16 protein-coding genes are annotated in these 13,403 nt (G+C 59.9%); 9 read left to right on the top strand and 7 right to left on the bottom strand.

Annotated elements, in window-relative coordinates:
* Positions 1-13: 13 nt before the first annotated feature.
* From AAEZ05_RS06850 to AAEZ05_RS06840, 3 genes are all read left to right on the top strand, one after another.
* Positions 14-1,006, top strand: coding sequence for a 2-hydroxyacid dehydrogenase (locus AAEZ05_RS06850; protein ID WP_045061778.1), 993 nt, complete (start codon positions 14-16; stop codon positions 1,004-1,006).
* Positions 1,007-1,083: 77 nt separating this feature from the next.
* Positions 1,084-1,518, top strand: coding sequence for a hypothetical protein (locus tag AAEZ05_RS06845; protein WP_045061779.1), 435 nt, complete (start codon positions 1,084-1,086; stop codon positions 1,516-1,518).
* Complete coding sequence (locus AAEZ05_RS06840) at positions 1,518-1,922, top strand: META domain-containing protein (protein ID WP_350646847.1); 405 nt, start codon at positions 1,518-1,520, stop codon at positions 1,920-1,922. The genes AAEZ05_RS06845 and AAEZ05_RS06840 overlap by 1 nt, the downstream gene beginning before the upstream one ends.
* 80 nt (positions 1,923-2,002) lie before the next feature.
* Here the strand turns inward: AAEZ05_RS06840 and AAEZ05_RS06835 are convergent, their stop codons facing one another.
* The gene (locus tag AAEZ05_RS06835) at positions 2,003-2,470 is read right to left on the bottom strand and encodes a TlpA disulfide reductase family protein (protein WP_045061781.1); all 468 of its coding nucleotides are present in this window, start codon (positions 2,468-2,470) and stop codon (positions 2,003-2,005) included.
* 114 nt (positions 2,471-2,584) lie between these two features.
* Between AAEZ05_RS06835 and arsC the strand changes: the two genes are divergently transcribed.
* The 3 genes from arsC to AAEZ05_RS06820 are packed head-to-tail and all read left to right on the top strand — an operon-like array spanning position 2,585 to position 3,958.
* Entirely contained in the window at positions 2,585-2,938 is a 354-nt protein-coding gene (arsC, locus tag AAEZ05_RS06830; protein WP_045061782.1) for an arsenate reductase (glutaredoxin), read from the top strand.
* Positions 2,935-3,531, top strand: coding sequence for an NAD(P)H:quinone oxidoreductase (gene wrbA / locus AAEZ05_RS06825; RefSeq protein ID WP_045061783.1), 597 nt, complete (start codon positions 2,935-2,937; stop codon positions 3,529-3,531). The genes arsC and wrbA overlap by 4 nt, the downstream gene beginning before the upstream one ends.
* Before the next feature lies 1 nt (position 3,532).
* Positions 3,533-3,958 (top strand): DUF2069 domain-containing protein, encoded by a 426-nt coding sequence (locus tag AAEZ05_RS06820; RefSeq protein WP_045061784.1) that lies wholly within the window; start codon positions 3,533-3,535, stop codon positions 3,956-3,958.
* Between the two features lie 99 nt (positions 3,959-4,057).
* Here the strand turns inward: AAEZ05_RS06820 and AAEZ05_RS06815 are convergent, their stop codons facing one another.
* Both AAEZ05_RS06815 and ttcA read right to left on the bottom strand, forming a co-directional pair.
* Complete coding sequence (locus tag AAEZ05_RS06815; RefSeq protein WP_045061785.1) at positions 4,058-4,732, bottom strand: DNA-3-methyladenine glycosylase I; 675 nt, start codon at positions 4,730-4,732, stop codon at positions 4,058-4,060.
* Between the two features lie 41 nt (positions 4,733-4,773).
* Entirely contained in the window at positions 4,774-5,598 is an 825-nt protein-coding gene (ttcA, locus tag AAEZ05_RS06810; protein WP_045061786.1) for a tRNA 2-thiocytidine(32) synthetase TtcA, read from the bottom strand.
* A gap of 270 nt (positions 5,599-5,868) precedes the next feature.
* Here ttcA and AAEZ05_RS06805 point away from each other — a divergent pair, with 270 nt between their 5' ends.
* Positions 5,869-6,471, top strand: coding sequence for a Yip1 family protein (locus AAEZ05_RS06805; protein ID WP_045061787.1), 603 nt, complete (start codon positions 5,869-5,871; stop codon positions 6,469-6,471).
* Between the two features lie 149 nt (positions 6,472-6,620).
* Positions 6,621-7,115 (top strand): SprT family zinc-dependent metalloprotease, encoded by a 495-nt coding sequence (locus tag AAEZ05_RS06800; protein WP_045061788.1) that lies wholly within the window; start codon positions 6,621-6,623, stop codon positions 7,113-7,115.
* A 175-nt stretch (positions 7,116-7,290) separates the two neighbouring features.
* On the opposite strand, the gene AAEZ05_RS06795 is transcribed toward AAEZ05_RS06800, so the two are convergent.
* Together AAEZ05_RS06795 and AAEZ05_RS06790 are read right to left on the bottom strand one after the other, a co-directional pair.
* Positions 7,291-8,472, bottom strand: a complete 1,182-nt coding sequence (locus tag AAEZ05_RS06795; protein ID WP_045061789.1) for a CaiB/BaiF CoA transferase family protein — start codon at positions 8,470-8,472, stop codon at positions 7,291-7,293.
* A 142-nt stretch (positions 8,473-8,614) separates the two neighbouring features.
* A complete protein-coding gene (locus AAEZ05_RS06790) occupies positions 8,615-9,949 on the bottom strand; it encodes a dicarboxylate/amino acid:cation symporter (RefSeq protein WP_045061790.1) in 1,335 nt (444 codons plus the stop codon).
* Between the two features lie 339 nt (positions 9,950-10,288).
* Here AAEZ05_RS06790 and AAEZ05_RS06785 point away from each other — a divergent pair, with 339 nt between their 5' ends.
* Positions 10,289-11,287, top strand: a complete 999-nt coding sequence (locus AAEZ05_RS06785) for an AraC family transcriptional regulator (protein WP_045061791.1) — start codon at positions 10,289-10,291, stop codon at positions 11,285-11,287.
* Positions 11,288-11,292: 5 nt separating this feature from the next.
* On the opposite strand, the gene AAEZ05_RS06780 is transcribed toward AAEZ05_RS06785, so the two are convergent.
* Both AAEZ05_RS06780 and AAEZ05_RS06775 read right to left on the bottom strand, forming a co-directional pair.
* On the bottom strand, positions 11,293-12,639 hold the full coding sequence (locus tag AAEZ05_RS06780; protein ID WP_045061792.1) for an ATP-binding protein: 1,347 nt from the start codon (positions 12,637-12,639) through the stop codon (positions 11,293-11,295).
* Positions 12,636-13,313, bottom strand: coding sequence for a response regulator transcription factor (locus AAEZ05_RS06775; RefSeq protein ID WP_045061793.1), 678 nt, complete (start codon positions 13,311-13,313; stop codon positions 12,636-12,638). Before AAEZ05_RS06775 ends, AAEZ05_RS06780 begins: the two co-directional genes overlap by 4 nt.
* Positions 13,314-13,403 lie beyond the last annotated feature (90 nt).

Below are 13,403 nucleotides of genomic sequence, written 5' to 3'. Positions count from 1 at the left end.
ACCGGAGGATCCGATGCGCACCCTTTTATTCAGCAGCCAGACCTACGACCGCGACAGTTTTCTTGCCGCCGAGCTCCCCGCCGACCTCGAACTGCAGTTTCAACCCGCGCGCCTGAGCATCGATACAGTGGCCCTGGCTGAAGACCACGAGGTGGTTTGCGCCTTCATCAATGATGACCTCAGCGCGCCCGTGCTCGAACGCCTCGCTGCGGGAGGCACGCGCCTGATCGCGCTGCGCTCGGCCGGCTACAACCACGTCGACCTGGCCGCGGCCAAGCGTCTGGACCTGCCCGTCGTGCGCGTGCCCGCCTACTCGCCGCATGCCGTGGCCGAACACGCGGTAGCGCTGATCCTGGCGCTCAATCGGCGCCTGCACCGCGCCTACAACCGCACCCGCGAAGGGGATTTCAGCCTGCACGGCCTGACCGGCTTCGATCTGGTGGGCAAAACCGTCGGCATTGTCGGCACCGGGCAGATCGGTGCGACTTTGGCGAAAATCATGCACGGGTTTGGCTGCCAGTTGCTGGCGTATGACCCCTACCCCAACCCGCAGGTCGAAGCCCTCGGCGCTCGCTACCTGAGCCTGCCGCAATTGCTCGCCGAGTCGCAGATCATCAGCCTGCACTGCCCGCTCAACGACCAGAGCAAGCACCTGATCAACCGTGAATCACTGGCGCACATGCAACCCGGCGCCATGCTGATCAACACCGGGCGCGGTGGCCTGGTGGATACGCCGGCACTGATTGACGCACTCAAGGATGGGCAACTGGGTTACCTGGGCCTGGATGTCTATGAAGAGGAGGCGCAACTGTTTTTCGAGGACCGCTCCGACCTGCCGTTGCAGGATGACGTGCTGGCGCGGCTGCTGACCTTTCCGAACGTGATCATTACCGCGCACCAGGCCTTCCTGACGCGCGAAGCATTGGGCGCGATTGCCGCCACTACATTGCAGAATATTGCCGCGTGGGCGGCCGGAACCCCGCAAAATCAGGTGGATGCCGGTTGAACCGGATCGAAGGTCGAAGGCCCACACCATGATCAGCGGATGTCCGTGCTAGCATGCCGCGCATATTTGGAGGACCCATGGTCGAACACGATTTCCGCTATACCCTGATGAACCCGCAGCACACCCTCACCGAATGCCGCGCCCTGGTCCCAGGGCGTTATCAGGTCACCGGCAACGGTGGCTCGATTCGCAACAATGACGTGCTGGTCGTGACGCTCAAAGGCAGCAAGGACCTGGCCATGCGCCTGACCGTGGAAACGGTTCGCCACCTGATCAACCCACCCGGGCAATGGGTGGCGGTGGCCAGTGGCCCGGTGTTCGGCGAACTGGCGATCCACACCTGGAAAGTCAACTGCGACAGTTGTGCCAAAGAGCTGAGTTTCGAGTTTGCAGTCGACGCCAAGCTGGGCAACAAGGCTGAAAAGCCAGCTGCCACTGCGCGGATCGCCGAGTTGGGCTGGAGCACTGTCGGTCAGAAGCACCTGTGCCCGAAATGCCAGGAGCCTGCGTGATGAAACGCCTTGCCCTGACCGCATTGGTTGGCGCCAGCCTGCTGGGCTGCGCCGCTCAACCGGTGCAACTGCAACAGAACCGCAGCTACATTCTGGAGTGGATCGGCGAACGTCCTTTGATGGACTACAGTCACCTGACAATCACCCTGGGTGACGACGGTCGTGCCTATGGCAATGGCGGCTGCAACCACTGGTTCGCGCCCTACACCCTGGAAGGCGACAAGCTGAGCTTCGGCAAGGTCGGCAGCACCCGCAAACTCTGCGCGCCGGCGTTGATGGAGCAGGAGAAACGTTTTCTCCAGGCCCTGGAGCACGTGCAGCGCTGGGATGTGTCACCGATCGACCAGGTGCGCTTCTGGCCGGCTGAAGGCAAGCCGATGCGCTGGTGGCTTGAAGAGGGTTAAATCCTGAAAAGATCGCAGCCTTCGGAGACCGCTGAACACCGTAGGAGCTGCCGAAGGCTGCGATCTATTCCTGAGCCCCCTTAATTCCTGGCCTGCAACGCCTCCAGCTTCGCCAGCAGCCCCGCCGCTGTCTGCTCACCCATCAATTGCTCACGCACCTTGCCCTTGTCGTCGATGATGTAGGTCACCGGCAACGCCTCGCTACGCGGCACCTCGAACAGCTCTGCAGGATCCTGTGCCAGCACCGTGAAGCCGATGCCCAGCTTCTCACTGGCGCTTTTCAGTTCTTCGCCCTGCACGTTATCGAAGTTGACCCCGAACACGCCGATGTTTTTGTCCTTGAGCTGCTCGGCCAGGGCATTGAGTTCTGGAATCTCGGTGCGGCACGGCCCGCACCACTCGGCCCAGTAGTTGAGCACCAGCCATTGTTTGTCCAGACGCTCGGCAGCCACTTTCCGGCCGTTCTGGTCGACCCCGTAATCGTTGCCACACCCCCCCAGCAATAATGTGCCGATGATCACCAGTGTCGCTGCCAGTCGTCTGTTCATGTCGTGATCCTTGTCAAAAAAAGAATACTGCCGCGACCCATTGCCTCCCGAGGTTCTGGAATACGCGCCGCACAGTTAGAATAGCCGCCACCTTACGCAAGATGCGACCCGCACATGACCGATCTGACGCTTTATCACAACCCGCGCTGCTCGAAATCCCGCGGTGCGCTCGAACTGCTCCAGGCCCGCGGCCTGACACCTGAGGTAGTGCGCTACCTGGAAACGCCGCTGGACGCCGCGCAAATCCAGAGCCTGCTGAAAAAACTCGGCATCGGCGCCCGGCAACTGCTGCGCTCCGGCGAGGACGAATACAAGACCCTCAACCTGGCCGACGCCAGCCTCAGCGAAGCACAATTGATCGCAGCCATCGCCGCGCACCCGAAGCTGATGGAGCGGCCGATTCTTGAGGTAGGCGACAAAGCCGTGATCGGCCGGCCACCGGAGAACGTGCTGGAGTTGCTGCCGTGAGCGCGCCGTACATTCTGGTGCTGTATTACAGCCGCAGTGGCTCGACCAATGAAATGGCCCGGCAGATCGCCCGTGGCGTTGAGCAGTCCGGGATGGAGGCTCGCTTGCGAACTGTCCCGGCGATCTCCACCGAATGCGAGGCCGTATCGCCAGATATTCCGGCAGAAGGTGCGCTGTATGCGAGCCTCGACGACCTGAAAAACTGCGCAGGCCTGGCGCTTGGCAGCCCGACTCGCTTTGGCAACATGGCCGCGCCACTCAAGTATTTTCTCGACGGCACCAGCAACCTGTGGCTGACCGGCGCTTTGGTCGGCAAGCCGGCCGGTGTATTCACTTCCACCGCGAGCCTTCATGGCGGCCAGGAAACCACGCTGCTCTCGATGATGCTGCCGTTGCTGCACCACGGCATGTTGATCACCGGCCTGCCGTACAGCGAATCGGCCCTGCTGGAAACCCGCGGAGGCGGTACGCCCTATGGTGCCAGTCACCACGCCGGGGCAGATGGCAAAAGCGGCCTGAATGAACACGAAGTGGCGCTGTGCCGGGCGTTGGGCCTGCGGCTGGCAAAGACTGCGCAAAAGCTGGGGAACTGACGTGGCGAAAAAGCCGAAGGTATTGCCGTCCATTGAATGGCTCGAACCGCGGGTTCGGGCCATGCGAGTGATCAGCCTGCTGTGCTATCTGGGGCTGGTGGGCTTGCTGTGCGTTTATTACCTGCTGATCGCCGACCTGCATGGCGCGCGACCGTGGGTAATCCTGCTGATCGAGCTGGTGCCGCTGTTGCTGCTGGCACCAGGGATGATCCTGGGCAGCGCCCGCGGGCATTCGTGGATGTGTTTTGTGGTGAACCTGTATTTCATCAAGGGCGCACTGGCGGCCTATGACCCGAACCGGCAATTGTTTGGCCTGTTGGAGATGGGCGCGAGCGTGGCGGTGTTCTGCTCGGCACTGATGTATGTGCGGTGGCGGTTTCAGCTCAATCGCAAGTTGGCGGGTGAAGGTGACATCTCCGTCGCCTGATAGATCGCCTTCGCGGGCAAGCCCGTTCCCACAGGGGATTTGTGCACAACCCCAATCCCCGGCGGGAGCGGGCTTGCTCGCGAAGGGTTCAACTCGCTCTCAATGATTCACGGTATATGCCAGCATCATCGAAATCTGGCTCATCGCCCGCCCGCCACTCTGCTCATGCCACTGGTTGAACACATCCTGCACCAGGGCCAGGTCGCGCTGGCTGGTCGGGACCTTGTCGACGATCTTTTGCGCATTCAATCCCGCCACCACGTCATAGCTCGGCACGAACGTGTCCTTGCCGACCATCCGCAGGAATCTCGGCGCCGACAGCCCGCCCAACTGATGGCCACGCTTTTTCAGGAAGGTCCACAGCCCGACGATATCGGTCACCGGCCAATCGGCAATCATCGCCCCGAAACTGCCCTGCTCGTGGGCGACATCGAGGATGAACTGCGCGTTGCGCGGCACGCTCTTGAGTTTGCCCAAATGCCGGATGATCCGCGCATCCTGCATCAGGCGCTCCAGATGTTCGGCACTCATCAGCACGACTTTTTCCGGGTCGAACCTGAAGAACACTTCCTCGAAGACCGGCCATTTGGCGTCCACCAGACTGTGCTTGAGCCCGGCGCGGAAAACGCGCAAGGCCATGGTGGACAGGTAACGATCATCACTGATCTTGCGCAACTGCGCAGGTGACTTGGGAACGGGCAGATGGGCTTCCAGTTCAGCTGCCGAACCGAAGCGGTTCAGGCAGTATTCGTGTAGCCACTTGTAATCGCGCATGCCCTCTCCTGAGGATTAAAAAAGTAAAACCGGTGTTTTGATCAGAGGTTGACAACGTTGACGAACCGCGACGCGGCGGCTTCATCGATCTTGAGACTGGTGAAGTCGAACAAGGTGCGATCGGCCAGCTGTGACGGGATCACATTCTGCAAGCTGCGGAAAATGCTCTCGGTGCGTCCCGGGGTCTTGCGCTCCCACTCCAGCAGCATGTCCTTGACCACCTGACGCTGCAGGTTCTCCTGAGAACCACAGAGGTTGCACGGAATGATCGGGAATTGCTTGAAGTCCGAATAAGCCTGGATGTCCTTTTCGTTGCAATACGCCAGCGGGCGAATCACCACGTTGCGGCCATCATCGGCGCGCAATTTTGGCGGCATGGCCTTGAGCGAGCCATTGAAGAACATGTTCAGGAAAAACGTTTCGACAATGTCGTCGCGGTGATGACCGAGGGCCATCTTGGTCGCGCCAATTTCATCGGCAAAGGTGTACAGCGTGCCACGGCGCAAGCGCGAGCACAGCGAGCAAGTGGTCTTGCCTTCCGGGATCAGTTCCTTGACCACCGAATAAGTGTCTTTCTCGACGATGTGATACTCGACGCCCAACTCCTTCAAGTAGGCCGGCAGGACATGCTCGGGGAAACCCGGCTGCTTCTGGTCCATGTTCACGGCGACGATGTTGAACCTGATCGGAGCCACCTTCTGCAAATGCAGCAGCACATCGAGCATGGTGTAACTGTCCTTGCCGCCGGACAGGCACACCATCACCTTATCGCCATCTTCGATCATGTTGAAATCGGCGACAGCTTCACCCGCCTGGCGGCGAAGGCGCTTCTGCAGTTTGTTCTGGTTGACGGTAAGAGTGCCCATGACGCGAAATCCGTGAGGTGTGACGAAAGGCGAGCATTTTACGCAAAAAGCCGATCTCGGCGTAATACCCCGGCCAACACACAAACCCATCGCGATTAAGTCGGGCATTTACAGCGCAATTTGCTCTAAGCCCTATCACCTCTACGGTTAAGTCCTTCCTATACTGCGACATAAGGTCGCATGACTATCCAGACCTATCCCTTACTTGGCCACCTTGGCCCGTAGGCGCTCCACCGGGGGGCGATGGTAAAAACAAGAGGAGTGACTGGCATGATCCATCACGTAGTGGGGCTCTTCACCCACCCTGACCAAGAATGGAAAGAGATCCGTGGCGACCAGGAGGAAAGCATCAGCCACATGTATCTCACACACACCCTGATTCTCGCGGCGATTCCGGCCGTGTCGGCGTTTATTGGCACCACCCAGGTGGGTTGGGTCATCGGCAACCGGGCACCCGTGATGCTGACCCAGGAAAGCGCGCTGTGGATGACCATCATGTCTTACCTGGCGATGCTTGGCGGCGTGGCCGTGATGGGCGCGTTCGTGCACTGGATGGCTCGCACCTATGATGCCAACCCGAGCCTGGCCCGCTGTGTTGCCTTCGCGACCTATACCGCAACGCCGCTGTTCATTGGCGGCCTGGCGGCGCTGTATCCGCACATGTGGCTGGGAATGGTCGTCGGCACCGCAGCCATTTGCTACACCGTGTACCTGTTGTATGTCGGCCTGCCGACCTTCATGAACATTCCATCGGACGAAGGTTTCCTGTTTTCGAGTTCTGTACTGGCCGTAGGGTTGGTGGTGCTCGTGGCCATCATGGCGTTCACGGTGATTGTTTGGGGACTGGGCGTGGGGCCCGTCTATACCAACTGACTTCTTATAAAAAATATCTGCCAATACAGGCCGCCGTAAGGCGGCCTCTTAATGTCCGGGATTTGATCGGCCACGACCATTCGGCGCCCGGACGATTCGCAACCACCCGGGGTTGCGGCATACTCGACGTCTCTGGAGACCCATCAAGCATGCCCGAGCAACTCAATACCCGCGTCGAAGATTGCTACCAACTCGCTGAATCCTTCTTTAAACGTTCATTCAAACGCCCTGTGGTGAGCCTCAAGCTGCGCGGGCAGAAAGCCGGTGTCGCGCATTTGCACGAGAACCTGCTGCGCTTCAACCCGCAGCTGTATCGGGAAAATACCGACGATTTCCTCAAGCAGACCGTGGCTCACGAAGTGGCGCACCTGATTGCCCATCAACTGTTCGGCGACCGCATCCAGCCCCATGGCGAAGAGTGGCAGCTGATCATGCGCGGGGTTTACGAACTGCCGCCCAACCGCTGCCACACCTATGACGTCAAACGACGCAGTGTCACCCGCTATATCTACAAATGCCCGTGCGCCGACAGTGACTTCCCGTTTTCTGCCCAGCGTCACGGCCTGGTGAGGCAGGGCCGCCGGTATCTGTGCCGCCGGTGCCGCAACACCTTGGTGTTCAGTGGGGAGATGCGGGTCGAGTAGTACCTTTTTTTTGCAGTGACAGTGCCGGCCCCATCGTGAGCAAGCTTTGCTTCCACAGGGCAATGGCTAAGTGAAGGCTATCCTGTGGAAGCAAACTTGCTTTCACAGGGCAATGGATGAGTGAAGGCTTTGCCTGTGGGAGCAAAGCTTGCTCGCGATGCCGTGCTCAAGGCCGCTACAGAACCACCTTGGCACGCCGTAAGTCCAGGATCCGCTCGGCGCTGAACCCCAACTCCCGCAACACCTCATCCGTATGTGCCCCCAGCTGCGCACCGATATGCCTGGGCTCCGGCAAGCCTTCAGAGAACTTCAGCGCACAGGCGATCTGCGCCTGGGTCGTGCCATCTCCGCGGGGCACCTGCGTAACCACCTGGCGCGCTTGCAGTTGCGGATGCCGCACCGCCTCACCCAGGCTCAATACCGGCTCGACGCATGCATCGAGCTCGGCAAACAGCGCGCTCAATTCGGCAAAGTCGTGTTTCTCGAATTCAATCCTCAACGCGTCCTTGAGCTTTTTCTGATGCTCCGGTTGTGGTGACAGCGCCAGTTTAGCCATGTCTTCCAGGCCCAACGCCGTACACAACTGCTTCATGAACGCAGGCTCCAGGCTCCCCACCGACAACCAGCGCCCGTCGCGAGACCTGTAGTAATCGTAGAAACTGCCACCATTGAGTACCTGGTTTTCCCGCGCAGGCTCCTCACCACAGGCCAGGAAACCCGCACCAGACATGGCATTCAGGGTGAACGCGCAATCGGTCATGCTGACATCCAGGTATTGCCCCAGGCCCGTCTGCTGGCGCGCAATCACCGCAGCCAGCAGGCCGATCACACCATGCAGCGAGCCTCCCGCGATGTCGGCCACCTGCATGCCCAGTGGCAATGGCCCACTGTCGGCCCGGCCGGTATGGCTGGCCAGCCCCGCCAGCGCCAGGTAATTGATGTCGTGGCCGGCGCGATCCTTGTAGGGGCCGGTCTGGCCGTAACCAGTGATCGATACATAAATCAGCCTGGGGTTGATTGCCTTGAGGGCTTCATAACCCAGGCCCAAGCGCTCCATGACCCCAGGGCGAAACTGCTCGAGCAGGATGTCGTGGTCGTGCAGCAACTGCCTGATGACTTCCAGGGCTTCAGGCTGCTTGAGGTCCAGCGCCAGGCTGCGCTTGTTGCGATTGAGATAAGCATGGCTCGCCGACACACCCTGGTCGTGGGGTGGCAACACCCGGAGCAGGTCCATGCGAGTCGGCGACTCGATGCGCAACACGTGCGCCCCCATGTCCGCCAGCAACAGCGAGGCGAACGGCCCGGGTAACAGCGTCGAAAAATCCAGGATCTTCAGTGAAGCCAGTGGCCCGAACATGAGTAACCTCCAATGCGTTCCCCCAAGCCTAGGCAGACGATGGCATTGCAGCAATTACCGGATGCATCAGTCGCAGTGACCGTTGCGCTCAAATCCCAACCATGAAAAACCCGCCGAAGCGGGTTTTGTCAAAACAGCAGTCTTATTTGACGTTGCTTGGGGTCGGACCTTCGGCTACGCCCAGGTCGTCCTCTTCACGCTCTTCGGCAATACCACGACCGCCGGAAGCCAGTTCGGCTTGCATGACATCGACGTCCAGTTCCTTGACCCACTTGGCCACGACCAGGGTCGCAACGGCGTTGCCCACCAGGTTGGTCAGGGCTCGGGCTTCAGACATGAAGCGGTCGATACCAAGGATCAGCGCCAGGCCGGCAACTGGCAGGTGGCCAACGGCGGACAAGGTCGCGGCCAGCACAATGAAACCGCTCCCGGTCACGCCGGCAGCCCCTTTGGAGGACAGCAGCAACACCACCAGCAGGGTGATCTGGTGAGTGATGTCCATGTGGGTATCGGTTGCCTGGGCAATGAACACCGCAGCCATGGTCAGGTAGATGGCTGTACCGTCGAGGTTGAACGAGTAGCCGGTCGGGATCACCAGACCTACCACGGATTTCTTAGCGCCCAGACGTTCCATCTTGATCAGCATGCGCGGCAGTACCGATTCCGAAGAAGAAGTACCCAGCACGATCAGCAGTTCTTCACGGATGTAGCGAATCACTTTCAGCACGCTGAAGCCGTGGGCGCGGGCGATACCGCCCAATACGATCAGGATGAACAGCAGGCAGGTGATGTAGAAGCAGGCCATCAGTTGACCCAGCTGCACCAGCGAGCCAACGCCGTAGGCACCGATGGTGAATGCCATCGCACCGAAGGCACCGATGGGCGCAAGCTTCATGATCATGTTGATGATGTTGAACATGACATGGGCAAAGCGATCAATGAAGTCCAGCAGCGGCTTGCCGTAGGCACCCAGGCGATGCAGGGCGAAACCGAAGATCACCGAGAACATCAGCACTTGCAGGATGTCGCCAGTGGCGAACGCACCCACGATGGTGGAAGGGATCACATTCAGCAGGAAGCCAACGACGCTTTGATCAGCACCAGCCGCCACATACTGGGCGACTTTGGACGCATCCAGAGTGCTCACATCAATGTGCATGCCGTTGCCTGGCTGCACGATGTTCACCACCACCAGGCCAACCAGCAGGGCGATGGTCGAAACGATTTCGAAATAGAGCAGCGCGTAACCGCCAGTCTTGCCGACCGACTTCATGTTCTGCATGCCAGCAATACCGCTGACGACGGTGCAGAAGATGATGGGGGCAATGATCATTTTGATCAGTTTGATGAACCCGTCACCCAGCGGCTTGAGGGCTACGCCGGTCTGCGGATAGAAGTGACCGAGCAGGATGCCGATGGCGATGGCAACGATCACCTGGAAATACAGGGATTTGTACAGTGGCTGACGAGTCGTCATTGCAAAGTTCCTCAAGAGTGCCCGCGAACAACATCCATCTGTTGTCCCTGACACCTGAATTGCGAACCCTCCTGCACTGGAGGGATTTGTTTTTTCGAGCTGCGCGATGGCAGACATCTACCCGTTACATCGCAAGGCCCGTGCCACCTTTATAAAACTGCCTGCAAGCCGTTGGACATCAAGCCTTGCAAGTTTTTCAGCATCCCCGGGGCGCCGGGCGCAAGTGGCGGATTTCCGCCCATCAGCCCGATGACGTCCGGTAAATTGGCGGATATCCGCCTTGTTGAGACGCCAGTCTCGTGTCTACTATCCGCCGTTCAACGGACGGACTTTCACTCTATGCGCGAACGCACCATCGCCAGCCACTTCGCCCGCGCCGCCCTCGGTGGTGCTCGCCGAAGCGGGTACGATTATTCAGGCCTGCTCCAGCAACTGGGCATTAGTCCCGAGCTGCTTGAGGAGCCCCGTGCGCGGATTGCTCCAGAGCAATTTACCCGACTGCTCCAGGGACTATGGGCAGCGCTGGATGACGAATTTCTCGGTTTCGGGCCAACAGTCAGTCGGCCCGGCAGCTTCGCGATGATGTGTCACGCCCTGATCCACTGCCGTAATCTGGATAAGGCCCTGCATCGCGGCTTATTGTTTTATAGCCTATTCCCCGACGGCCCGCGCCTGACCATCAGCCGCGAGGGCGAAATGATCCGCCTCAGCCTGGACGATTCGCAGTTCCGTGATCCGGACCACTTCCTCACCGAAAGCCAGCTGATGGTCTGGCATCGACTGGGTAGCTGGCTGATTGGCCAGCGCATCCTGCTGGAACAGGCGACATTCAGCTATGCGCGTCCCGAACACGGCGCCGAATATGACCTGCTGTTCTCCTGCCCCCTCGAATTTGCCGCCAGGCAGAGCAGCCTGGTGTTCCACAGCCGTTACCTGGATAGGCCGCTGTTGCAGGACGAGCGCACCCTCAAGCACTTTCTGCAGCGCTCGCCTGCCGACCTGCTGGCACGCCCCGACGATGGCAACAGCTTGAGCAGCCGGCTGAGACGACTGCTCAGTCGGGACAGTTCGCGCTGGCCTGACCTGGAAGCAGTGGCCGCGCACCTGAACATCAGCCCGCAGACCCTGCGCAGGCATTTGCGCGAGGAAGGTACAAGTTTTCAGGGGTTGAAGGATCAACTGCGCCGGGACATCGCGATTTACCACCTGAGCCGCTCAGACCTGTCGTTGCAACAGATCGCCGAACAACTGGGATTCTCCGAGCCCTCGGCGTTCCACCGGGCGTTCAAGAAATGGACCGGATTGACGCCGGGAGCCTATCGGGCGCAGGAAAACTGAGCACTCTAGAGCACCGGAAAATGAATCCGGAACGCCGCCCCACCCATGGGCGAGTCGTCGAGGGTCAGCTTCGCGCTGTAGCTTTCGATGATGTCCTTGACCACGGCCAGGCCGATCCCCTGCCCCGGATGCTGACGATCCAGACGCTCGCCACGCCGCAGAATTCGCGCACGCTGGTCCGAAGGCACACCGGGACCGTCATCCTCGACGCACAATTCGATGCCCTCTGCGGTGTCGCGCATACTGACTCGCACCTTACCCAGGCACAGGCGATAGGCGTTCTCCAGCAGGTTGCCCAACATTTCCAGCAGCGCCCCCTGTTCTATTGGCACATAGCAAGGCTCTGGCAGGTCAAAGGACACCTGCACACGCTTGTCGCGATACACCTTGTCCAACGTGTCACACAGGCTTTGCAATACCGGGCGCAAGAGCACCTGATGGCGTACCAGACCACTCTTGCGCAGGCTGGCCCGTTGTAACTGGTAGCTGATCTGCTGGCTCATGCGCTCAATCTGGGTTTGCAGCACCCAGGCCTGTTCGCGATTTTCAGGACGCTGCGCCATGTCTTCGCTGACTCCCTGAAGAACAGTCAGGGGCGTTTTCAGGCTATGGGCCAGGTCATCGAGGGAATCACGGTAGCGACTGCGTTGCTCACGTTCACCGTGCAGCAAACGGTTGAGGGAGCCGGTCAGACGCAGCAGTTCACGGGGATGTTGCTCACTCAGGCTTTCACGGGTTCCGCCTTCGATTTCGTCCAGTTCCTGGCTCAGCCGGCGCAACGCGCGCAAGCCCCAGGTCAGGCCGATCCACAGCAACGCCAGCAGCACCAGCAGTGCAGCGCCGAAGCCCAGGTAGAGATTTTCCCGCAGCCCGTCGAGGGTGAACTCGTACTCACGTACCGGCTGCAAAGCGACGATACTGAACGCCGCGCTCTGGCCGCCGAGCAACTTGACCTCGACGTCGTAGACGAAAAACTCCTGGCCATTGGCTTCGCGAATTCTGGCGAACTCGTTGCCGCGCCCGTCGTAACGGGGCGTGTAATTGATGTGTTCCTCCTGGGTACCGTTCGAGCGCCAGACCAGGTGACCATCGCGATCGTAGATGTAACCCAGCAGCCGGCCGTCAGTCAGGTTGAACCGCTCGTCAGGCAGTTGCTCCGGCATCTTCAGTCGGTTGTCTTCAACACGGGCGGCAGAGATCAACGTGGTGACGTCCGACGCCAGGCGCTGTTCGATGGAGTCTTGCAATGCCAGACTGAAAGCGCCCTGCATCGCCGGCAGTAACGCCAGCATGAACAACACTGCCAGGATCGTGGCAGCGAGCATCAAGCGCACACGTAGCGAACGAATCAAGTGCAGCGCTCGGTAAACAGGTAGCCGAGGCCACGGACGGTATCGATCGGTTTAAATCCGCCAGGCCCCTCGAGCTTGCGGCGCAGGCGTCCCACCAAGACTTCAATGACGTTCGGATCGCGCTCGTCATCATCAGGGTAGAGTTGCTCCATCAAGCGGTCCTTGGGTACCACCTGCTGATGGTGGCGCATCAAATACTCCAGGATGCGGTACTCATAGGCGGTCAGTGCCAACGGTTGATCATCCAGGCAGGCCTGCTTGCGATTGAGGTCGAGCAGCAACGGCCCAGCCACGATCGTTGACTGGGTAAAGCCACTGGAGCGGCGCAACAGGGCATTGAGCCGGGCGTCCAGCTCCTCGAACTGAAACGGCTTGACCACGTAATCGTCGGCGCCAGCGGCAAGGCCTTCGACTTTATCCTGCCAATTACCGCGGGCGGTCAGAATCAGGATGGGAAAGACCTTGCCCTGCGAACGCAACTGGCGAATAAGGTCGAGCCCGCCCATGCCTGGCAGCCCCAAGTCGATCACCGCGAGATCATGGTTGAATTGCTCGGCCTGGTAGAGGGCCTCTTCCGCATTGGCCACGGACTGCACCACATGACCACTGTCCGTGAGGCGGGTTTGCAGGTGATGGCGCAACAGCGCTTCATCTTCTACGACCAGCAATTTCATAACGCCCTCCCAGGCACACATCAACATCTGCCGAGGCACGACAGCGCACCTCTATGGTTAACACGGCGACGCCGCATCCCCCTGTTCAGG

Origin of the sequence: Pseudomonas sp. HY13-MNA-CIBAN-0226 (genome assembly GCF_040310305.1) — a bacterium.
Lineage (GTDB): Bacteria > Pseudomonadota > Gammaproteobacteria > Pseudomonadales > Pseudomonadaceae > Aquipseudomonas > Aquipseudomonas gregormendelii.
Note: the sequence above shows the minus strand (reverse complement) of the source record. Positions and strands in the feature narration are given on the sequence as shown.